16 protein-coding genes and 2 tRNA genes are annotated in these 21,736 nt (G+C 71.9%); 8 read left to right on the forward strand and 10 right to left on the reverse strand.

Translation table 11 applies throughout. From position 1 onward, the window contains the following. Positions 1–14 precede the first annotated feature (14 nt). From WMF46_RS11470 to WMF46_RS11485, 4 genes are all read right to left on the reverse strand, one after another. Positions 15–1,439 carry a DUF6600 domain-containing protein gene (locus tag WMF46_RS11470; protein ID WP_437985648.1) on the reverse strand — a complete coding sequence of 475 codons (1,425 nt, stop codon included), beginning with the start codon at positions 1,437–1,439 and terminating at the stop codon, positions 15–17. Between the two features lie 432 nt (positions 1,440–1,871). Further along, positions 1,872–2,507, reverse strand: coding sequence for a hypothetical protein (locus tag WMF46_RS11475; protein WP_437985649.1), 636 nt, complete (start codon positions 2,505–2,507; stop codon positions 1,872–1,874). Between the two features lie 45 nt (positions 2,508–2,552). Further along, positions 2,553–4,055, reverse strand: a complete 1,503-nt coding sequence (locus WMF46_RS11480) for a DUF6600 domain-containing protein (RefSeq protein ID WP_437985650.1) — start codon at positions 4,053–4,055, stop codon at positions 2,553–2,555. 204 nt (positions 4,056–4,259) lie between these two features. Next, positions 4,260–7,862, reverse strand: a complete 3,603-nt coding sequence (locus tag WMF46_RS11485; protein WP_437985651.1) for a HEAT repeat domain-containing protein — start codon at positions 7,860–7,862, stop codon at positions 4,260–4,262. A gap of 359 nt (positions 7,863–8,221) precedes the next feature. On the opposite strand from WMF46_RS11485, the gene WMF46_RS11490 reads away from it, so the two are divergent. Both WMF46_RS11490 and WMF46_RS11495 read left to right on the forward strand, forming a co-directional pair. After that, complete coding sequence (locus tag WMF46_RS11490; RefSeq protein WP_437985652.1) at positions 8,222–9,478, forward strand: hypothetical protein; 1,257 nt, start codon at positions 8,222–8,224, stop codon at positions 9,476–9,478. Then, entirely contained in the window at positions 9,475–10,269 is a 795-nt protein-coding gene (locus WMF46_RS11495) for an MXAN_2562 family outer membrane beta-barrel protein (protein WP_437985653.1), read from the forward strand. The genes WMF46_RS11490 and WMF46_RS11495 overlap by 4 nt, the downstream gene beginning before the upstream one ends. A gap of 49 nt (positions 10,270–10,318) precedes the next feature. Here the strand turns inward: WMF46_RS11495 and WMF46_RS11500 are convergent, their stop codons facing one another. After that, entirely contained in the window at positions 10,319–10,909 is a 591-nt protein-coding gene (locus tag WMF46_RS11500) for a serine protease (RefSeq protein ID WP_437551905.1), read from the reverse strand. Between the two features lie 168 nt (positions 10,910–11,077). After that, a tRNA-Pro gene (locus tag WMF46_RS11505) sits at positions 11,078–11,151 on the reverse strand. Between the two features lie 215 nt (positions 11,152–11,366). Between WMF46_RS11505 and WMF46_RS11510 the strand changes: the two genes are divergently transcribed. The 3 genes from WMF46_RS11510 (at position 11,367) to WMF46_RS11520 (ending at position 13,185) form a co-directional block, all read left to right on the forward strand. Continuing rightward, on the forward strand, positions 11,367–11,774 hold the full coding sequence (locus tag WMF46_RS11510) for a VOC family protein (protein WP_437944121.1): 408 nt from the start codon (positions 11,367–11,369) through the stop codon (positions 11,772–11,774). Between the two features lie 157 nt (positions 11,775–11,931). Beyond that, positions 11,932–12,945, forward strand: a complete 1,014-nt coding sequence (locus WMF46_RS11515; protein ID WP_437985654.1) for a hypothetical protein — start codon at positions 11,932–11,934, stop codon at positions 12,943–12,945. Between the two features lie 167 nt (positions 12,946–13,112). Then, positions 13,113–13,185: transfer RNA gene (locus tag WMF46_RS11520), tRNA-Arg, on the forward strand. Between the two features lie 130 nt (positions 13,186–13,315). Here the strand turns inward: WMF46_RS11520 and WMF46_RS11525 are convergent. Continuing rightward, on the reverse strand, positions 13,316–13,507 hold the full coding sequence (locus WMF46_RS11525) for a hypothetical protein (protein WP_437985655.1): 192 nt from the start codon (positions 13,505–13,507) through the stop codon (positions 13,316–13,318). On the opposite strand from WMF46_RS11525, the gene WMF46_RS11530 reads away from it, so the two are divergent. Further along, a complete protein-coding gene (locus WMF46_RS11530) occupies positions 13,488–14,417 on the forward strand; it encodes a DUF2726 domain-containing protein (RefSeq protein ID WP_437985656.1) in 930 nt (309 codons plus the stop codon). The two genes, WMF46_RS11525 and WMF46_RS11530, sit on opposite strands and share 20 nt — an antisense overlap. 128 nt (positions 14,418–14,545) lie before the next feature. Here WMF46_RS11530 and WMF46_RS11535 read toward each other — a convergent pair whose 3' ends face one another. Then, positions 14,546–14,947: a DUF6968 family protein gene (locus tag WMF46_RS11535; RefSeq protein ID WP_437985657.1), complete on the reverse strand. Its 402-nt coding sequence runs from the start codon at positions 14,945–14,947 to the stop codon at positions 14,546–14,548. Positions 14,948–14,997: 50 nt separating this feature from the next. After that, on the reverse strand, positions 14,998–15,612 hold the full coding sequence (locus tag WMF46_RS11540; RefSeq protein WP_437985658.1) for an IS66 family transposase: 615 nt from the start codon (positions 15,610–15,612) through the stop codon (positions 14,998–15,000). A gap of 2 nt (positions 15,613–15,614) precedes the next feature. On the opposite strand from WMF46_RS11540, the gene WMF46_RS11545 reads away from it, so the two are divergent. After that, positions 15,615–16,778: a hypothetical protein gene (locus tag WMF46_RS11545; protein ID WP_437985659.1), complete on the forward strand. Its 1,164-nt coding sequence runs from the start codon at positions 15,615–15,617 to the stop codon at positions 16,776–16,778. Between the two features lie 175 nt (positions 16,779–16,953). Here the strand turns inward: WMF46_RS11545 and WMF46_RS11550 are convergent, their stop codons facing one another. Then, entirely contained in the window at positions 16,954–18,939 is a 1,986-nt protein-coding gene (locus tag WMF46_RS11550; protein WP_437985660.1) for an NACHT domain-containing protein, read from the reverse strand. A gap of 276 nt (positions 18,940–19,215) precedes the next feature. Between WMF46_RS11550 and WMF46_RS11555 the strand changes: the two genes are divergently transcribed. Continuing rightward, entirely contained in the window at positions 19,216–21,735 is a 2,520-nt protein-coding gene (locus WMF46_RS11555; protein WP_437985661.1) for a catalase, read from the forward strand. The last annotated feature ends 1 nt before the right edge of the window (position 21,736 follow it).

A 21,736-nucleotide genomic window follows, 5' to 3' on the forward strand; every position in this document is an offset into this window, starting at 1 on the left:
ACGTGGACCAAGCGCTACCTGGACCGTGGGCGACCGGACGCCGGCGCCGTCTTCCCCGGAGCCGGACCTGACGGAAGGTGGATCCTGGGGCGCGGCGGGGACGACGGCGCGCTCGGGAGCGCGCGCGGCTTCGCGCTGGGCTGCGGCGCCGGCGTCGCTTGCGGCAATGGCCGCGGCGCCGTGGCCGACGGCGATCGGTGCGGGAGGGCACGCGTGGCGGCCGGCGTGCCGACGGCGCGCGGCGCCGAGGCGGCCGGCGGCTCCGGGGCGGGGACGGGCGACGGCGGCGTGACCGTCGGCCGCGAGGGGCGGTGCGATGGGCTCGCGCCCGCGTCGGAGACGCCCCGCGCGGGGAGGCCGGGCCTGGCGATCGGCGCCGGAGCGTCGCCGCCGGGCGTCCCCCGCGGGTGCAGCGGCGTGCGCAGCGCGGGCGCCGCGCGACGGTCGTCGCCCGCGGGGGACGCCGGACGGCGCGCTGGAGGGGGCGCGAGGCGCGCGTTTGGCGTCGTGCTCCTGCGCGCGTAAGCGAGGGCGCGAGGATCCGGCCTGTCGCGGTGCCTCGGCGCTGCCGAGGAGGGAACGCCGGCCTCCGCGAGCGACGGCGACGCCGGGCGGTAGCCGCCAGGACGGATGCCGTGGGGCGGGCTCGGGCGGCCCGCGCCACCATCGCCGCGCGGGCGGACGTCGGCGTGCCCGGGCCTGCCAGCGGTCGGCCGCGCCGGCCTGTAGGTGTGCGAGTGCGCGGCGACGCGCCGGACGACCTCGCGATCGCGGATGACGTGCGTGTGGACGTGGCGATGGAACACGTGCGTCGTCGGGCAGAAGACGTACGCCGCGGGGGGAACGGTCCACAGCGAGACGGCGACGCCGCTGCTCCAGTAGTAGGTGGGCGGCATCGGGGCCCAGCCGACGTAGCCGGCGTCACCGACGCGCCAGACGACCCACGCCGGGGCGTACGTGCGCCCCGGGATCCAGGCCCAGCCGTGGGAGGAGATCCAGACCCAGCGGCCATAGTGGAAGGGGATGTGGCCCCACGCGTAGTCGCTGACCCAGAGCCAGTCGCCGTCGTCGGTCAGCGCCCAGTGGCCCGCGGTCTGGTAGGGCGCGAAATCCGGGCCGACCACGACCGCGGAGGGCACCCAGACCGTGCCGTAGCCCGGGGTGTCGATCCAGGTGCCGTACGCGGCGAGCGGCTGCTGGAACTCGACCAGGGCGCTCGGGTCGGTGTCTTCGTACTCGTCCGCCTCGAGCTCGGCGTTCACGCGGACGTCGACCTGGACCGGCGGGGGCTGGGCGGCGGCGCTCGCGGGTGCGGCGATGAGCGCGGCGAGCAGCGGCAGGGCGCCGCCGAGCCCGCGGAGCCGGGCCCCGGGGATGCCCGGCGCCGCGGGTGCAGGGCGCAAGGGGGAAGCGGACAGCGGGAAAGGCATCGGCAGCATGATGGGTCCTTCTGGAGGGGGGTGCCAGGGAGAGGTCGGGCTGGCCTCGGGCGCCCTCAGATCTCTTCAGACGTCCCTGCGCGCCCGACGTTGCACATTGCAGGCCACCATCCGGAGCGCCGCGCTTGTGCGTCATGCGCCGCGGCGTCCGACCGAGGTTGAGGCTCGGCGCCCGACCGAGGTTGAGGCCGCGGCGCCCGACCGAGGTTGAGGCCGCGGCACCCGACCGAGGTTGAGGCATGGGCGCCCGACCGAGGTTGAGGTGCCGGCGCCCGACCGAGGTTGAGGTGCCGGCGCCCGACCGAGGTTGAGGTGCCGGCGCCCGACCGAGGTTGAGGTGTCGGCACCCGACCGAGGTTGAGGCAGCGGCGCGCGCCCTCGCCGGGGGCTCCTCCCGCAGCGCTGGCAGCGGGAGGAGCGGCGGGATCGCCCTCAGGGCGCGGTCGGCTTGAAGTCGAGCGGGTTGCTGGGCGCGCCCTGGTGCAGGACGCCGTTGCCGAACCAGTAGACGAAGCGAGGCTGCAGGACCCCGTCGACGTAGGCCTCCAGCCGGATGATGGCGCCCTGGGTCGTGGTGAACTCCATCGCGTCGATGTCCGAGCCGGTCTCTGCGTGGAGATGCGCGACGCCATCGCTCACGAGGCGCGTCGAGTCCTTCGTCTCGAGCTCGATCCCCGCGATGTCGAACAGCTGGGACGACGTGTCCACCGAGACATAGAGATCGAAGCTGCAGATGACCTTGGAGGTGTTGGTGTCGCAGGTCGTCCAGAGCTTCCACGTCCCGCCGGGCGCGTACTCGAGGAAGATGCCGATGCCCTCGCCCGGCGGGCTGCTCAGGACCGCGCCCGTATCGATGGCGACGAGCCGGGGGTCGCCCGCGGGTGCACGTGGCGGAGGGACGCGGCTGTCCCCCTCGTCCTCGTCGCCGTTGTGCACCGGGGGTTCATCGCGGCGGGCATCCTCGTCGTCGGCGAGAACGCAGCCGCCCAAGCCGAGGGGCGCAGCGACGAGCAGGAACGACCATATCCCCACGGAACGACGCTTCATAAAGTCGGCGGGAGCAGTCATCGGTTCTTCTCCTGCGCGCGGACGTCGCAATACGTGGACCACGCGTCACCTCGACTGCGGGCGACCGGATGCAGGCGCCGGCGCCGCCTTCTCCGCAGCCGGGCTTGACGGGATGCGAATCCTGGGGCGCGCCGGGGACGACGGCGCGCTCGGGATCGCAGGCGGCCGCGCGACCGTCGCGCTCGCGTGCAGCGCCGGTGTCGCCGGTCGCATCGGTCGCGGCGCCGAGACCGACGGCGCGTGGTGCGGGACCGCGTGTGACGTGGTCGGCGTGGCGCCGACCCGCGGCGTGGCGCCGACCCGCGGCGTGGCGCCGACGCGCGGCGTGGCGCCGACCCGCGGCGCGGCGCCGACCCGCGGCGCGGCGGCAGCAGGCGGCGTGGCGACGACGTGCGGCGTGGCGCCGACGCGCGGCTCCGGGGTCGAGGCGGGGTACGCGGGTGTCCGCGGGGCGTGCAGCTCGCGCGCCTGGGGCCGGTCGCCGCCCGAGGGAGCAGGGGGCGCCGAGAGACGCGGCACGGGCGCCGGCGCGACGTGCGCGCTCGGCGTCGCCGCTTTGCGCGAATAGGCAAGAGCGCGCGGGTCCGGCCTGCCGCGGAACCTCGGCGCGTCCGACGACGGAATGCCGATCTCGACGAGCGAGGGCGACGCCAGGCGATAGCCGCCAGCACGGCTCCGGCCGGACGGGCTCGATCGCCCCGCCCCATCCGGGCGGGACCAGCTGCGCTCGGGCCTGCCCGCGGTCGGCAGCGCCGGCCCGTAGGCGCGCGAGCGCCTGGTGATGCGCCGGATCTCATCGCGATCGCGGACGACATGCATGTCGACGTGATCGTGGAATACGTGCGTCGTCGGGCAGAAGACATACGCCTCAGGGGGAACGGTCCTCAGCGAGACCGCGACGCCGTTCCGCCAGGAGTAGGTGGGCGGCATCGCGCTCCAGCCGACGTAGCCGTCACCGCCGACGCGCCAGACGACCCACGCCGGGGCGTACGCGCGCCCCGGGATCCACGCCCAGCCGTGGCCGGCCGTCCGGATCCAGCGGCCATAGTGGAAGGGGATGTGACCCCACGCGTAGTCGCTGACCCAGAGCCACTCGCCTTCGTCGGTCAGCGCCCAGTGCCCGTCGGTCTGGTAGGGCGCGAAGTTGAGGCCAACCTCGGACCAGGAAGGCACCCAGACCGTGCCGTAGCTCGGGTCGTCGACCCAGGTGCCGTAGGGGGCGAGCGGCCGGTAGAACTCGATCAGGGCGCTCGGATCGGTGTCCTCGTACTCGTCCGCCTCGAGCTGCGTCTGCGCGCTCACCCGGACCTCGACCTGGACCCTCCGGGTCGCGGCGGGCTGTGAAGGAAAGGTCTCATCAGCGCCGTACGGGGCGTAGCTCGCGCCCTGCGGATACCCCTCGGCGGCGGCGCATGCGGGCGCGGCCATGAGCGCGGCGGCCAGCGGCAGCGCACTCCCGAGCCGGCGGAGCCGCGCTCCGAGGAGGCGCGGTGCCGCGGCCGACGGGCGCGAAAGGGAAGCGAACAGCGGGAAATGCAGCGATACCATGCGGGTCCTTCCGGAGAGAGGTGCCAGGGAGAGGTCGGGCTGGCCTCGGGGGTCCCGAGACCTCTTCCGCCGCCCTTGGACGTCCCTGGTGCTCGAATATTGCAGCCACGCTGCAAACGATGTTCCGCATCGCCCGCGCCGGCGCTCCACGCGGCGTGCACCTGCAGCGCTCGCTCGCTCGATCGAGGTCGCGCGCGGCGCTCCTCAGTCCAGATCGCTGTCGTCGAGCGCCGGCGTCTCGTCCCCCGGAGGCGGCGCTCTTCCGGGCAGCGCCGGCGGCCTCGGAAGGAGCGACAGCCGCGCGTGCGCGTCGGCCAGCTTGCGGTCGGCCTCGCGCAGGCGCCGGTTCAGCACCCGGATCACGGCGTCCGCGATCTCGGCCGTCTCCCGCACCGCCTCGTGGAAATCCTCGGCGGAGACCCGGAGCAGCTCCGCGTCCTCGGTCACCACCGCGGTCGAGGCCCTCGGCTCGCTGTCGAAGAGCGACATCTCGCCGAACACGTCGTTCGCGCCGAGGCGCGCGATCTCGCGGCCGTCCAGGGTAAGGCTCACCTCGCCCGAGATGATCGAGTAGAGCGCGCCGCCAGGCTCACCCTGGCGGAAGATGACGTCGCCCCGGGCCAGCGACACAACGAGCGAGCCGCGCGCCAGCGCCACAAGATCGTCGCCGGCCACGCGGGAGAAGAGCGGAACGCGCTGCAGGAACAGGACCTTCTCGATCGTCGTGTACATCTCGTCCTCGGGGTCGATGCCGGTGCCGCCGGTGACCGCCCAGTATCGTGCGTAACGGGCCACCGCGGGATCCTCATCGGCCCGCAGCGCGTCCAGCCGCTCGCGGGCGCCCGGCGGCGACGTGACGGCGACCGCGATGGCGGCCGCCTCGCGGACCAGCGGGTCCGGATCGTAGGTCGCGGCGAGCGCGTCCCCGGCGGCGCCGGAGATGGAGTTCCGGGCGACGGCATCGAGCGCGAGCGCGGCGCTGTAGGGGTCGCCGCGCACGATCTCGTGGCGGATCCAGGAGATGACCCCGGCCTCCGGCGGCAGGGGCCTCCGAGGGAACGCCGCGGACAGCTCGAGCAGCCGCTCGACGAGGGAGACGAGGCGCTCGCGCAGCGGGCGGTCGAGCAGCGACTCGAGCACCTCGAACGCGTTGGCCCGCAGCGCCGGATCCGGGCCGAAGACGTGGGTGCGCACGAGGGCGACGACCTCGCGCGGGTAGGCGAGCTCGCACAGCCGGAGCACGCGGATGAGCCCCTTCCGCAGCCGGCGGAGCAGGTGCTGATCGAGCAGCGCGCCGACGACGCGGGGGCGCACCGCGATGTACGCCTCGCGCGTGCGGACGTGCTCCAGCGTCTCGTCGTCGATGCAGGCGCGGATCACGCGGAGAGGCGCCGGCGGCGCGCGCAGCGCGAGGCGCAGGCGCGACGCCGACGCGAGCACCTTCTGGCGGAGGGCCTCGTTCGGGTCGTCGATCCGGGCGAGCAGCACGTCGAGCGCGTCGTGGCTGCAGAGCCGCGCGAGCACCCGCGGGATCGCGAGCCGCACGGCCCGCGGGGTGTCGTCGTCGCCGAGGCGCGCCGCGAGCTCGGGGATGGCGTCGTCGCCGAGCGCCTCGATGGCCCGGGCCGCGGCCGGCGCGAGGGCGCGCTCGGCGAGCGCGTCCGCGAGCAGGGGGAGCAGGCGCGGATCGGCGACGCTCGACGAGGAGCGCACGGCCGCGCGCCGCACCGCGGGATCGGGATCGCCGATGAGCCGCGCGAGCGCGCGCTGGAGCGACGCGTGGCCGACCAGGCCGAGGATCCTGGCGGCGGCGACGCGATCGCGGGGCGACGGGCTGTCGAGCAGCGCGCGCAGCCGCGGCGCGCCCTCGAGCATGCCGTCGAGGCCGCAGTAGCGCAGGAGCGCGGCGATCGCGGCGGCCCGGAGCGCCTCGCCGCCGGGCGCGTCCGCGGCGGCGCGGGGCGCGGCGCCCTCCCGCGCGAGCGCGAGCAGCTCGTCGTGGGCGTCCTCCCGCAGCAGCGCGGCGAGCGCGGCGACGGCGGCGACGCGGACGTCGGTGTTCCGGTCGTGGATCGCCGCGCGCGCGATGCTCGCCCCCTCCTCGTGATCGAGCTCGGCCGCGAGGCGCACCGCGAGCGCGCGCACCCTGGCCGAGCCGTGGCGCGCGAGCGCGGGCACGGCCTCGCGCACGAGGGTCGGGTCGAGCTGCTGGAGCTGTTCGACCGCGAAGAGCACCTGCACCATGGCGCGGCTGTAGAGCGCCTCCTTGAGGATCGCGCGCGTCTGGGGGCCGTACACGACGCTGTCCGGCTCGATCTGGCGGCGCATCAAGGTCCGGCGCATGGCGTCGAAGTAGCCGCGCCGCACGAGCGGGAGGAGGGCGATGGCGGCGGCGCAGAGCGGGAGGGAGTAGACGCCGATCCACGCGGCCTCCTCGACGAGCGCGGGGCCCGTCGCGGCGGTGGGCGCCACGACGAGCAGGATCAGCGCGCCGAGCCCGTAGCCGAGGGGCTTGGCGATCGTGGAGACGAGCGTCCGCACCCGCTCCCGCAGCGCCGGCGGGAACGGGAAGAACAAGAGCTGCATCGTCGCGTCGTAGATCGTGAGCTGCAGCGCGTTGTCGCTCAGCTTGAGGATCGCGCCCCACGCGAGCGACGGCGCCGCGAGCAGCGCGACCGTGCTCGCGGTGAACGCGGCCGGCATGGCGAGCAGCCCGCCGAGCACGCCGTGGCGCCGGAGGACCCGGGGGGTCGCGACGAGCTGCACGAGGAGGCCGACCACGCCGACGGCGCCGTAGAGGAACCCCATGAACCGGGTGAGGTCGTCGACCTGGGGGTAGGCCGTGAGGGCGATCGCCTTGAACTGGTAGTCGCCGATCGTGAGGACCGTGAAGAGGAGGAAGGTCAGCAGCGCGACGGTGAGGGCGTAGCGCGATCGCCACACGTCCATGCGCGGAAGGCGGGCCTGGAGGAGCTCTTCGTCGCCGGACGGGGGGCGCCCGAGCGGGTAGCGCCGCGCGAGCGCGCTCGTGAGCGCGGCCATGGCGAGGAGCGCCGCGATGAGCACGAACAGGAGGTTCTCGGTGCCGATCCACCGGACGACGGCGCCCGTCGCGAAGCCGCAGGCGACGGTGCCGACGACGCGCCCGCTGCCGATCAGGCCGAAGAGGCGCTTGGCGCTGCGCGGGTCGTGCAGGTCCTGGGCGACGGCCCAGACGAGGACGGCGGTGAAGTTCGCGATGATCTCGGACCAGATGTAGAAGACCAGGTAAGCGGCGCGCACCTCCTGGCCGATGAGGACGCGCAGCAGCGCGAACGTGGCGGCGCCGAAGAGGGCGAAGGCGACGCAGAGCTGGGCGCGCGGCAGGTGGCGGGCGACGCGGTCGTACGCGAGCGCGGCGACGGCGGAGGCGACGCCGTAGACGATCCACATCGGCGCGATCCAGGTGACGGGGAACCTGGTGAGGAAGAGCGCGTCGCGCGCGGAGCGGCCGACGACGAAGAGGAGGGCGGCGAGGAAGAGCAGGCAGAAGAGCAGCGCGGTCCGGTGCAGCTCGACGCGGGTGAGGGGGACGCCGAGGACGGCCGTGTGGGCGTCAGGGGCGGCGCCGCTCGGCGCCAGCCGGCTGGGCCGGCTCGAGGTCGGGCGCACCGACGGGGTGGCGCCGGACGCGGGCGCGCCTTCCGGGCGCGCGCTGGGCTGGCCGGGCTGCCCGGCGCGCGCCGTCTCCGGCGCCGTGGCGCGCTCCTTCGCGCTCGGCCCTGCCTTCGAGCCCGGCTGCGGGGGAGCGGCGTCGGTCGAATCCACCTGCCTCAAGCTAGCCGAGCTCTCTCGAAGAGCGCGTGTTTCGGGCCACGCAGCCGTCCGCCGGCCCATGGCGCTGCGCGGCGGTCCGCTCACCCTGCTCCGCGGCGCCGATGCCAACTTGTCAGGAATGGACGGCGACCATGGCCAGCTCGTCATGCGGCGCGCCTCCGAGCCTCCGAGGTGGGGCGTCGAGGACGCCTCCAAGGACGCCTCCGACGGGACCGCGGGGGCCTCCGAGGGCGCGTTCGACGCGGCATCCGGCGCGGGCGCACGCGGGCGCACGAACGATTTCCGCGCCGTTCGAAGGGCTGTGCGAGGCATTTGCGGCGTGGTACGAGCTGTGCTGAAAGGACGCGCCCATGGACACGACAAGGTATCTCGTGCGGTCCCGGCGGCGAGGGCGTCGGCACCTCCCCCGGCTTTGCGCGGTGGCCCTCGCGGCGGCGGCGCTCGCCGGAGGCGCGCGCCAGGCCGGCGCGACGGTGAGCATCAGCAACCAGGTGGTGCGCACCAAGGTCACTCGCCCGGACGCGCAGAACCCCCTCTGGATCAGCCATGAGGACTGCGTCACCGGCAACGATCTGGAGCTCACGCTCACGCTGACCACCCCGACGAGCAGCGATAGCCTCGAGGTGTGGGTCACCGAGTCGACGGATTGCACCCAGGCCGAGAATCGCCAGCCCGGCGATTACTGCAAGCGGCTCCCGGTGACGCCCGGCGTGGATGAGACGGTGGTCGTCACGCTGCCGGCCAAGGAGATCGCGAAGCAGCTCCTCGGCGCCGACGACTGCGAGGTCACGTCGCGGGGGAGCACCGAGGCGGTCAAGATGATCGTTTACTTCCTGCGGCTCTCCTCCGCGGACGACAGCGAGCCGGAGTTCGCGAAATGGGAGCAGACCAAGGTGGACCTCCAGGGCCCGAAGCCGCCGACGAACGTGCAAGCGCACTCCGGCGATGGGCGTATCCTCGTCGATTACAAGCAGAACGAGGCCGATGAAGTGCTCGGCTACTATCTCTACTGCGACGACGGCGGGCAGTCCTCGCCTGCCTCGAGCGGGGCAGGGGCAGCCGGCGGAGGCGGCGGAGCGGCGGGAGCCGGCGGCGGGGCAGCCAGCGGAGGCGGCGGAGCGGCGGGAGCCGGCGGCGGGGCAGCCGGCGGAGGCGACGGCGCGGCGGGAACCGGCGGGGGAACGACGAGCGGCGGCAGCTCCGGCTGCCAGTCGTCGCTCCTGGTGCCGGGGGAGATCCCGGACTCCGCGCAGCGGTGCGGCAGCGTGGGGAGGGCCAGCCGTGGCGAGGCCACGGAGAACATCGTCAACGGCAGGTCGTATGTCGTCGGCGTCGCGGCCTATGACCAGGTGGGCAATGCCGGGCCGCTGTCGGCGATCTCCTGTGCGACCGCGACCGACGTCGACGGGTTCTTCGAGCAGTACCGGGACGCCGGTGGGCAAGCCGGTGGGGGCTTTTGCAGCATCGAAGGGCCGGTGGGGGCGGGCCGGTGGGCCGCTGCGCCGCTCGCCGCCGTCGCGGCCGGCGCGGCGCTCGGGTTGTTGCGCAGGAGCCGTCGTCGTCGACGCCACGCGCACGCGCGTTCCTTCACGCAGGAGAGCGAATGAGCTGTCATCTCCGTCATCAGGCGGCCGCCTGCCTCGCCGGCAGCGCGGCGCTCCTCGCCGCCTCCGTCGCCGGCGCCCAGACGAGCCCCGGGATGGGCGACTGGCGGCAGCACGATCGCTCGAGGATCCAGCGAGAGGAGCGCTATGCGTCTCCTCAGAGCTTCGCGTTCGAGCTCCGCTTCGCCCCGTACTCTCCCCAGGTCGACGAGGAGTTCTCCGGCGCGGGCCCCTACGGGAAGACCTTCGGCGACGGCCAGGAGTTCTATTTCGGGGTCGAGGTCGACTGGCTGCCGCTCCGGATCCCGTACGTCGGCGCCATCGGCCCAGGGCTCGGCTGGGGGTACACGTCGGCGTCGGCGAGCGCCTTCGTGGCGGGCAGCGACGAGAGGGCCGAGGCGGAGGAGACCTCGCTCACGATCATGCCGATGCACCTGTCCGCCGTGCTCCGCGCCGACGAGCTGATGCGCAAGACGGGCGTCCCGATCGTGCCTTACGCGAAGGTGGGCCTGGGGATGGGGTTATGGACCTCGACGTCGGGCCCTGTCACGCCGAAGCCCGATGGCGTCCGGGGCGAGGGCATCACGTGGGGCACGCACCTCGCGTTCGGCGGGATGCTCGCGCTCAACTGGCTGGACCGCCGCTCGGCCTCCCAGCTCGATGAGACGACGGGCATCAACCACACCTACCTGTTCGGCGAGTGGATGTTCGCGAACCTCGACGGGCTGGGCTCGCGCCCGCAGATGCACGTCGGCACCTCGACGTGGGTCCTGGGGCTCGCCTTCGACATGTGAGGCGCGGCGCCGCGCAATGGGTGCGCGGCACGCGGCGCCGGTACGCGCTTCACGGCGCGCTGCCTTCGAGCGGCGCGCCGCCGTCGTCTTCCTCGATCACCGTCGTTCCCCGCGGCCGGGCGGTCGTCGCGCGGCGCGGGGGGCTGTCGCTCGCGAAGGTCTCGACGGTCTCCTTGGACGGGGCTCCGACGATGGGCACGACGAGCTCGCGCGCGGCGCCCTCGCGCTCGTACGTGATCTTGAGCTCGCTGGCGCTGGCCAGGGCGCGATAGGCCGCGAACAGGTCGTCCGGGCGCTCCAGGGTCGTGCCGTTGACCTGGGTGACGACATCGCCGGTCTTGAGCTCGATGCTGCTCCAGTCCGCGGGCAGCGCGAGGATCTTCCAGCCGATGAACGCGCCCGCCCGGACGACCTCCTCGACCGGCACGCGCCGCAGGATCCAGGGCGGCCCCTGCAGCAGCACCCGGTCGACGTCGGCGCGGGCGAGCTGCCCGGCGGGCACCGCCTGCTTGGGCGGCGCCGCGCTCTGCGCGCGCGGCGCCGGAGCCGCTGCCGGGGCGGCCGTCTGCGGCCCGCCGCACCCTGCGACGACGGACAGGGAGAGACATGCGCCGAGCAGGAGTCTTACGGGCGTCGACATCGGCGGGACTATGCGCAGCGGACCCGAGGAGGCCAAGTTCGATGCGCGCGCCGGGGGCGATGGCGGATGCGATGGGGACGCGAGCGGCGATCCAGCTGAGCCGCAGGGCCGGGGTCACCGGGCTCCCGGGCCGCCGGGCTCGCGAGGGGCGAGGATCGTCGGAGAGGGTCGGGGAGGCGGGATTTGAACCCGCGACAACGAGCACCCAAAGCTCGTGCACTACCGGACTGTGCGACTCCCCGGGCAGAGCGCGTCCGCGAGCGGGACCATAGACGAGGCGCCCTGCCGGGGCAAGACAGGTCGCGCCGATGGTCGAACGCGTCGAACGCGTCGAACGCGTCGAACGCCCGGCGCCGGCCGATCGAGCGCCCGGCGTCGGCGAGGCGTCGGCCGCGCGGCGCCCGCGTGGCTTTTCAGGTGCGTCGCCGCGTGAAAGGCGCTGAAATGAGGGCGCTGTATGAGCGGGACGGTAGCGTCGCTGTCGGTCCATCATCTGGCCGTGGTCGTGCGCGACCTGGTGCGGGCCGAGGCGTTCTACGCGGGCGTCCTCGGATTGCCGGTGGTGCGGCGCTGGACGGACGAGGCCGGAGCGCCTCGGTCGGTGTGGCTCGAGCTCGGGGGCGGCGCCTTTCTGGCCGTGGAGCGGGCGGGCGCCGCCGGGCCGATGCGCGCGGACGAGGCGCCAGGCTGGCACTGCGTCGCCCTGGGGATCGCGCCGTCCGAGCGCGAGGCGTGGCGCCGCCGGCTGGCCGCGGGCGGCGTGGGCGTCGAGCGGGAGAGCGCCTACACGATGTACGCGCGCGATCCCGACGGGAACCTGGTGGCGCTCAGCCACTACCCGCACCCGCAGGCGGGGCCGGGCTGATGGCGCGGACCGTGTGCAGTGCGCGTGGAGCGCCGTGGTGAGATGATGGAAGGTCGGGCGGCGCGCCAGGGACCTGGAAGCTGCTCGAGGGCCTGCGCGTCGAAGGGGAACGAACGAGCCGGAGGGTTTCAAGATGCCGCGTTCAACGTCCGATTCCATGTCGCCTGATGCGCCCGTGTCGCTCGTGCTCCCCTGCGGAGCGATCGGGCTCGTGGGCGGCTGGCTCACGGCCGACGTTCTCGAGATGGACGACCTCGTGCCCCGCTTCCTGCTCGCGGGTGTGACCCCGATCGTCGCGGCGCTGCTGGGTCACTACCTGACGCCGCGGATCGGAGGCGTCTGGGGTGATGGATCGATGGCGTTCGGCGCGGGCGATGCGCCGGCGGACGGCCTGCCGTGGGTCGACGCGCCGGGGAGGTGGACCCGGCGGGGGCCGTTCGTGGCGGGCGTGCTGGCGCTGTGGGCCATCGTGGTGGCCGGCGTCGTGAACGGGATGACCATCGGGCTCGTGGCGGGGCCGGCAGGGATGATCATCGGCGCGGCGTTCGGCGCCGTGTTCGCGCTGCCGTTCGTTCCGGCGCTCGCGGTGGTGCTGATCGCGGCGAACCGCGTCGGGCGGGCGCGCCCCGGCTCGATCGTGGCGCTCTCGGATCGGCGGGCGGTGTGGGCGGCGACGGCGGCGGTGATCGCGGTCGCGCTCCAGCTGGGGTCGGGGCTGGCGGGGGCGGCGGCGCCCGACCTGGAGCGCCTCGTGGCGGTGATGGGGTTCGCCGTGGTGGCGGGGCTGTGCGCGCTGGACGCCCTGGACATGGCGAGGGTGCTGAAGCTGCCGCGGGAGCGGAGCGGGGCGGGGGACGAGGTCGCGGAGCGGATCGCAGCGGAGATCGAGGCGGGGGCGACGGGGGTGATGGCGGCGGGAGACGAGGGCGGTGCGAGCGGCGCTGCGTGGGCCGGGGGGAAGGGGACGGGGGAGAGGATCGATCTCGGCCTCGGGGACGAGGTGCAGGTCGAGGTGGTGAGGCCGACCCACGCCTACCGGGGGGCGCAGCAGATCGCCCGGGTGGTGCGGGGGAACCGCGAGCGCGCCGTGGCGGCGCTGCGGGCAGGGCTGATGCGGGGCGCGGGCGCGCTGGCGATCGGGGCGGCGCTCTGGGGCGAGGTCTGGAAGTGATCGAGGCGCGCGGAGGGCGGAAGAGCGCGGGATGGCGGCCGGCGGAGGAACGCGGGCCGGTGAGGCGCGGCGGAAGAGCGGGCTGGACGAGGGCGTGGCTGGGGATCTGGCTTGATGCGTGAGGCGAGGTGTGCCAGGGTCCGGCGCCCGTAGCGGCTGTCGCCCCTGCCCCCGTAGCTCAGTGGATAGAGCAGCGGTTTCCTAAACCGAAGGTCGCAAGTTCAATTCTTGCCGGGGGTGCTAGGTAAATCTAGGTCATTCCGCAGGGTTAGCCCCCATCGGCTACCGGACGGGGCGCGACAGGACGGGACGCTACGACCCACCCGGCGTGGCAACCGTGAGGCAACGGGATCGACGACCTGCGCCACGATTAGCTCGAGCGAGCCCCCTCGGCGTGGACGAACTCCTGGAGCTTCTCGCAGCAGTACGAGTAGAAGAAGCTCCCCTCCTCCGCGGGGTCCGGCTCGGCCATCGTCGAGCCGCCATGGTCGGGGCACCGGATGTGCGCGTAGTCCTTCTCCACGAGCTCCGCCTGGCCCTGGATGTCCGAGCCCTCGCCCAAGGACTCGTCGAAGTCCCCGACGTTCAAGCCCATCCTGGTCGACGATTACGAGAAGGTTACCGACGCCAGGCTCCAGGAGACGTGCAGCGGGTTCGGCGCCCGCGTGTGCCCCAAGGTCGGACTGAAAGAGGTCTTGCCCATCGAGGGTAGCGGCCTGCCCTCCGAGCTCTTCCGGTACGCCCTCCAGGCGCACTTCGACTTCGTGGTCGCAGACGCGAAGAGCATTCCGCTCTTCGCGGTCGAGTTCGACGGGGCATCCCATCGTTCCGAGGTGCAGAGGCGCCGCGACGAGAAGAAGGACGCACTCTGCGAGCGGTTCCGGTTCCCGATCCTCCGCATCAACTCCAGGTACCTGAATAAGAAGTACCGCGGCATGGACCTGCTGAGTTGGTACGTAGATGTGTGGTTCGCTGCCCATGCGTTCTTCGACGCCCAGGAGAAGGGAGCCGTCCCGTGGGATGAACCCTTCGACCCTTTCCTCTTCGTGTCCTGGTCCGACCACAAGCGGCGGTTCCCCTTGTGGTTGACAATTGAAGTGCAAATGGAGATCCAAGCGCTCAGGGAGGCGGGGAAGTGCATCCAAAGCGCCCCATCATTCATCATTGGAGCCGACGACAAGGACAACTGTCACGCCTTGGCATGGATGAAGATCACTCCAGAAACCGGCGTCTATGCGACCACGGGAATGCGCAATCAGCTATTCCCGGTCGCGCCGGGAGATGCGCTCCAGCAGATCGTCATATTCGACCTGCATCGTGAGCTGCGACGAACCCTCTCAGGTGAAGCTCAGCCCCTTCCCTGGGAGCAGATCACCATCAGGATCAAGGCGTGCTTGACGATCGGCTCGGGGCCGGCCCTCCACGGGTCGGCCATGCAGACCTCCCGGCGTCGGAAGGCCCTGCCCCGGTAGTGGCTCGCCTCGTGCCAGGCGATCGACCAGAGCCAGGCCCACAGGGCTCGCCGAGGCTCGCCCCCCGGCTGAGGCCGATAGCGTCCCTTACCGATCGAGGTCCAGGCGCCGAGCATCACTTCCTGGCTTCAGCCGGGCGCCCCCTTCTTCTTCGCCTCCACGGCCTTCTCGATCTCCTCCTCGATCAGCCGCTCCATCCTGTCCTCGAAGGTGCGTCCAAAGATGTACGGCACGGCGACGGAGAATCCCGTCTCTCCGGGCTCTCCGTCGCACCAGGTGACCGGAAGCCCAGAGTTCTTGAGGGAGTGACGAGCCGTCTCGAAGGCGAGCTGTAGAGCTTGCACGGCGTCCACACCGTAGGCGGAATCTCGCACCGCTTCCCCAAATCCCTGAATATCGACCGGGCACGCCCAGTCGCCGGACGCCTTCTGCACCGGCTTGCCGATGGTCACGGTCACCACCCGACCGGGCTCGCCCACGACCGAAAGGCGGCGTTCTGCGATGGGTTCGAGCGGAGTGTCGTCCTGCATAGGACGCACCTTGCGGCCCCTTCCCGCAGGGTGTCAAGCGGACATCCTCTTCACGTACCGTAGTGCCAGTAACACCAGCCGAGGCACGCGACCAAGCTACCCTTCGCCGCCGCCCAGCAACCCGCCCTCAAGCGAGGGTCCGGTGGTAGCTGGGCGCAAAACTGCTCCATCGCCTGCTGTCCGTTCCGACATGCCCGGTTGCACTCGTCCAGGGAGTCAGGCAGTTCGACCTCGCCGCTGGCCGCTTCAGGTTCGTCCACCTCTGGCGATGCTCCACATCCCACCATCGTCGCCAGACGTGTGGCTCTTCGGCGCTGCTCGGTGCGGCGACCGGGAGCCAGGTCCTTGGTCGCCTTGTCGATGGCGAAGAGCTGGTGAATGAAGCCGAGCGCCGTCATCGCACGCTCCCGGTCCGACGACATCGCTTCAAAGAAGCGCCGGCGGCAATGGGCCCAGCAGCCGACCTCGGTGACCTGTTCGGTCCGGAACAGCTCGTCGTAGACGCTCGATGCGTCGGCCTGGACGTAGCCCTTGTATCCGCGGAGAAACTCCTTGGGGCCATCCTGGTTGTGACGCGGCGTGAAGCGGAAGAGCACGTGGTCTCGGTCGGCCACGAGCACCCAGAAGTGTCCACGCCGGCACTTGTCCTTGGCCTGGACGAGCACTCATGGCTCCCGATCTCGACGAGAAGGCCCCGGTCTTGCGGGCGTTCCGCCTCGCGCCCGTGGTCTACGACGAGCAGATCTCGGGCGAGGAGCGCGAGGCGGTCGCGGCCGGCGCGGCGGGGCCGTTCATCCTGCACGAGGAGGTGATGGTCGAGATCCGGCGGCGAGCATGTTCTCGACGGCGTCTGCCGCGGCGGCGATCAGCGGCAGGCTGTCCGCCCCTTCTCCTCGATCTCCTCGGCGTCGGCTACTCGGCTCGGTCCGATCGACCGGCTGCGCGTTCAGCGGCCCTCCCGGCGGCTGGACCGCTGAACTTTCCGCCGCGCTGGGGATGGAAGCCCGCCGCGCCGCCTGCTATCGCTGGCCCGATGGCGAAGAAGAAGCCCGCGTGGCTCTCGATTCTGCCGGGCAATCTGGATCCGTCGCGCTTCACGCTCGACCAGCTTCGGAACGTGAAGGCAGCTCACGCCTTCCTTACCGAGAGGATCGAGGGGCCGCCCGGTTTCGCCGAGTACATGCGTGCGTACCGCTTTCTCCTTTTCTTCGGCATCGCGTGCGTCGCGGAGAACAAGTACCCGGCGCTGACCCGCTGCTGGAAGGACTTGGAGAGGCTCTTCATGAGCGACCCGGCCTTCGAGGACGGCGTCTTCGTCCAGAGCTGGGCGCTGATGGACTTCCCCTTCGGCCCCGAGCGCCAGACTGCGCTCGACTACTTCGAGGAGTTCCTCGAGGGGACCGAGGAGGGGCCGGGGTTTTTGCGCTTCATCGACGAGGCGCGCAAGAGCCGTCTCGGCCTCTACCAGGACGCCGGACGGACGAAGACCGTCGCGAACTTCCGCGAGCTGATCTCGGGTCGGACCATGTCGGCATTCCCGTCGGTCGATGCCTACGGCAAGGGCGAGATCCTCCTGACGCGCGCCATCGGCCACGGCGAACAGATCTTCCTCTGGGGCGACCCGAAGGGTTTTCCCAAGGAGATGAAGAGCCAGATCGAGAACATGGTGCGCGACAAGCTCTTCTACTTCATCGAGGAGACGACGCCCGAGGCCCAGTTCGAGGCGTTCATGAGGCTCGCCGGTCCGTACTGGATGTCGTGCGTCACGAAGAACGACGCGATCCCCATCCTCGAACCGGACCACTACCGAACGTACCTCGAATCGAAGTAGCTCTCGCCGATGCGGCGGACCACCGCCTCGAGCTCCTCGGCGGGCGCTTCAAACCCTACCGTCGTCGGCCTTTCGGTCGCCGGCTGCGCGACCGAAGTCGGCGGACCGGAACCTCATCTCCGGTCTGGCATGGGCATGCGGAGGTCGCGGTCGCAATGCCATTCTCACGGCGCGACTACGGAGGCTGCCATTCCGAGGGCCCGCCCGTGCGGTCAAGCACCTTGCGCATCTTGGCGAGGGGCACATCGACGGCCTCCAGATCGCGAATTGGCTCGTCCTCGGAGGCCCTCGTGCTCCCCACCTCATGTCGGTAGTCGATGAGCTTGTAGACGCAGTCGAGCGCGCCGCGTGGAACGCGCTTGAGGGCCTGCTGGAAGAGTGTGCTTGCAGACGGCACGGCGAGCGCAACGTCGAAGAGCGAGAGGAGCGCGAAGCAGCCGACAACTTGATTTTTCACGAGGTGATCGTCGTCCCAGAGCCAGCACTCGATCGGCTCGTTCACAGGTGAATCGTCGGCGGCCATCCGCACCAGCACGCCGTAGGCGGGCCGATAGCGCAGGGCTCCGAGCGCCATCGCCGTATAGGCCCGCTCGCTCGGGCTGGCGGAGCTGAGCGCTTGAATCAGCCCTGGACCCGCGACCTCGCCGATGTCGTCGACGAGGCGCGCGACGTCGAACGCATCACGCGCTGGCACCACATCGGAGAGCCGCCGCGCGATCGTGCGTCGAAGCTGGGTCGGGAGGCGCCCGCCGGCGACCTCGGCGCATCGGGCAGCGAGCAGCGTGGCCACCGGCGGCTCACCCCGATCCGCTTCGAGGAGCTCCCGAATGAACGCGGCCGCGTCCACCTCCGGTATGCCCGCTGCGTGAACGATGGTCTCATGAAACCACGGATTGTTTCGCGTCTCGATGAGGAAGTCGAGCGCGCCGATCCTGACGTGATCGAGCGCGTTCAGGTACGCTTGGTAGGAGAGGTCCGCGAACGAAAAGAACCCGGGGCGTGGCTCGATCAGCAATCCCTGGTGCCGGCGGATCTCTTCGACGACGCGCTCGACCATCCCGTCGATGTCCTGCGCGAGCTCTCCGAGCTCACGGGCGTCGCCGGCCGCTTCGCGATCGAGCGGGCCGTCCTGGGGATCGCGGTCGCTGTCGCCGTGTTCATCCTCATCCATGTCTTCTTCGTCGTCTTCTTCGTCCGCCCTGCGGAGGACGAGGCGCGGCCCCTCGACCCAGCGAGCGCCGTTCAACTGCTGTCGCAGGAGCGCGGCCAGCGGCTCCACGGGGAGCTCGACAAGCTGGTCGCAGTGCATGCGCCAGGCGATGGATCCGAAGAGGAGCCGCCGGTCGCGCAGATCGAGCGACTTCAGGATCGCGTCGGGCGAGAGCTCTTCGCCGGCGTAGCGCTCGAGCAGCGCGTCGATGGTGGAGGCGATCAAGGACGTGCGGCGCCCCGGATGCCGTCGCGCCAAGAAATGATGCGCCGCGACCACGCGGGAGCAGGGCTGCGGCAAGAGGGTCGCCGTCACGAATCCGCGCAGCTCCACGCGTGTATAGCCCGGGATCCCCGTGCGACGCGGGCGCGTCGTGACGACCATCGGATTTCCCGGATTGGCCTCGGCGAACGCCTCGACCGACTCGGAGAGCCTCCTCGCGCCGGATCTCGCCTCATCGAGCCCGTCGACGAGCACGAGAGCGCGGCGCTCCTCGAGCGCACGGCGAAGGAGCACGACCCCGCCGATCGGCGAGAGCTTCGCGATGGTGTGTTCGCTCAAGCGTGGGTCGTCGAGGAGCGATACGGGGACGACGAACGGCACGAGCGTCCGCGTGCCCGGACGGTGGTCTGCTGCGGCCCGCGCGGCGAGCCGCGCGATGAGCGCCGTCTTTCCCGAGCCTCGCCCGCCGACGACGAGCACGCGCTCGTGGCGGGCGAGGAGCTCGGGCACGGTGCATCGCGACGGCGCATCGACCCGGCGCGGCAAGACCTCCATGTCCACCGGGCGCTGCTCGTTCCGGATCAGGACGCGAACATTGGTCTGGCTGTGCTCCCTCCAGACCGAGTCCACGTGGTCCCGCTCCACGGACAGGAGGACCCCTGCCGGATCGTCCGACGCGCTCGAGGTCGCGTCGGTCCACAACCATCTGCGCAGGTTGTCGTCATCCATGGCGTGACAATGCATGGATGCGGGCGCGGGCACCATGCGGTGGGGTGGAAATTCCGCAGTCTCTCCGGCGCGCCTTCCGGTCGGAGGAACTCGGGCTCACGCGCGCCCCGTCTGCGCCCGCGGCCGGCGGCACGGCGACGCCCCGCCAGGACGCGGCGGGCCGACCGAGGCGCCATAACGGGCTCGACGGCGCGCCGGCCGCCCGCGCTTGCCTGACGCTCGCCCCGCGTGTTGGTGCGCCCTTTGCTGAAACCCCGGCTCCCCGGAGGACATCTCATGACCGAACGCAAAGACCCCGCGAAGCCGTCGTCCAGTGTGCCGGCGCCGACCGAGAAGGGCGCGGGCAGCGCGAAGCAATCGATGGGTGGCCCGTCGGCGAAGCCGCGGGCGGCACGGACGAAACGCAGCCTCCTCGAGCGCGCGGCGACCGCGCTCGGCAGCGGGACGAGCAGTGAGGACGCCCGGGTGCGCCACGCGGCAGCAGCCGACCGCCTCGACGCGAAGATCGATGCCACGGAAGCGCTCGTCGCCGCGATCCCCGAGAACGTGAACAAAGGCGCCGAGTACGCGCTACGCGGCAAAATGCCACAGCCGCCGCAAGGTGCCACGGCGAAGCCCGAGAACCTCGACGCGACCGCGAGCACGATCACCGAGAGCAACGAGTCCGAGAAGAACGGCGCCAAGGCGGCGCCGGGCGAAAATCCGAACCAGGGGCCTCTGCAGAAGCATCGGGTCGACTCGCTCGGTCGGGCGCTCACGACGAACCAGGGCGTGCCCGTCGGGGACAACCAGAACTCGCTGCGCGCGGGGCTGCGCGGCCCGACGCTGCTCGAGGACTTCATCCTGCGCGAGAAGATCACGCACTTCGATCACGAGCGCATCCCCGAGCGCGTGGTGCACGCGCGCGGCTCGGGCGCGCACGGCTACTTCGAGTGCACCGAGGACATCACCTCGCTCACCAAGGCCGCGCCCTTCGCCAAGGTCGGCAAGCGGACGCCGGTCTTCGTGCGCTTCTCGACCGTGGCGGGCGAGCGCGGCAGCGCCGATACGGTGCGCGACGTGCGCGGCTTCGCCGTGAAGTTCTACACCGAAGAGGGCAACTGGGATCTCGTCGGCAACAACATCCCTGTCTTCTTCATCCAGGACGCGATGAAGTTCCCCGACGTGGTGCACGCCGTCAAACCCGAGCCGCACCACCAGATGCCGCAGGCGTCGAGCGCGCACGACACCTTCTGGGACTTCATCTCGCTCATGCCCGAGTCGATGCACATGGTCATGTGGCAGATGAGCGACCGGGCGATCCCGCGCAGCTTCCGGACGATGCAGGGCTTCGGCGTGCACACCTTCCGGCTCGTCAACGCGGCCGGCGAGGCGACGCTCGTGAAGTTCCACTGGACTCCCGTGCTCGGCACGCACTCGCTCGACTGGGACGAGGCGGTGAAGATCGCGGGCGCCGACCCCGACTTCCACCGTCGCGATCTCTGGGAGGCCATCGAGGGCGGCGCGTTCCCCGAGTACCTCTTGCAGATCCAGACGTTCACGGAGGCCGAGGCCGAGCGGTGGAGCTTCGATGTGCTCGACGCGACCAAGATCGTGCCGGAGGAGCTCGCGCCCCTGCGCACCATCGGCCGGCTCGTCTTGAACCGCAACCCTGACAACTTCTTCGCCGAGACGGAGCAGGTCGCGTTCTGCACGCAGCACATCGTGCCTGGCATCGACTTCACGAACGACCCGCTGCTCCAGGGGCGCAACTTCTCGTACCTCGACACGCAGCTCACGCGCCTCGGCGGGCCGAACTTCCACGAGATCCCGATCAACGCGCCTGTCGCCGAGGTGCACAACAACCAGCGCGACGGGTTCCACCGCCAGGCGATCAACCGCGGCCGCGTGAACTATGAGCCCAACTCGCTCGCCGGTGGCTGCCCCTTCCAGGCCGGCGCGCGCGGCTTCGCCTCGGTCGCCGAGCGGCTCCTGGCGCAGCAGGCCGCGACCGAGCCGAGCAAGCTGCGCGCGAAGCCCGAGAAGTTCGCGGACCATTACACGCAGGCGCGCCTCTTCTGGGCGAGCCAGGCGCCCGTCGAGCGCCAGCACATCGCGCGCGCCTTCCGCTTCGAGCTGACGCGCGTGCAGACGCAGGCCATCCGCGAGCGCATGGTCCGGATGCTGCGGAACGTCGACGAAGGGCTGGCCGCGCAGGTCGCGGCCGACCTCGGCATGGCGCTCCCCGAGCCGCTCTCGATGGTGGCGCCGCCCGTCAAGGACCCGGAGGTCGCCGTGTCGCCGGCCCTGTCGCTGTTCGCCCGGCCCGGCGATGGCCGCATCCTCGGCCGCCGGCTCGCGATCGTCGTCGCCGACGGCGTGAGCGGGGCGGAGGCGGGCGCGCTCTACGAGGCGCTGCTGCTGGCGGGCGCGGTGCCCCGCTACGTCGGCGCGCGCCTCGGGGTGGTGCGCACGGCCGAGGGCGACGAACTGCCGGTCGAGGTCACGATCGAGGCGGCCCCGAGCGTCCTCTTCGACGCCGCGGCGCTGCTGCCCGGCCGGGGCGCGGCGGCGCTGGCGCGCGACGGGCTCGCTGTCGAGTTCGTCCAGCTCCAGTACCGCCACTGCAAGCCGCTGCTCGTGCCAGCGTCGGCGGCGCCGCTCGCCGAGGCCGCTGGCATCAAGGCGGCCGCGGGGGCCGACCCGGGCCTGCTCGTCCTGCCGGACGACGCGGTGTCCGCGGCGGCGCCGGCGTTCGTCAAGGCGATCGCCATGCACCGCGCGTGGCAACGCCAGACCGAGCCGCCGGCGGTCTGAT

It is taken from the genome of Sorangium sp. So ce117, from assembly GCF_051524395.1.
GTDB lineage: Bacteria > Myxococcota_A > Polyangia > Polyangiales > Polyangiaceae > Sorangium > Sorangium cellulosum_B.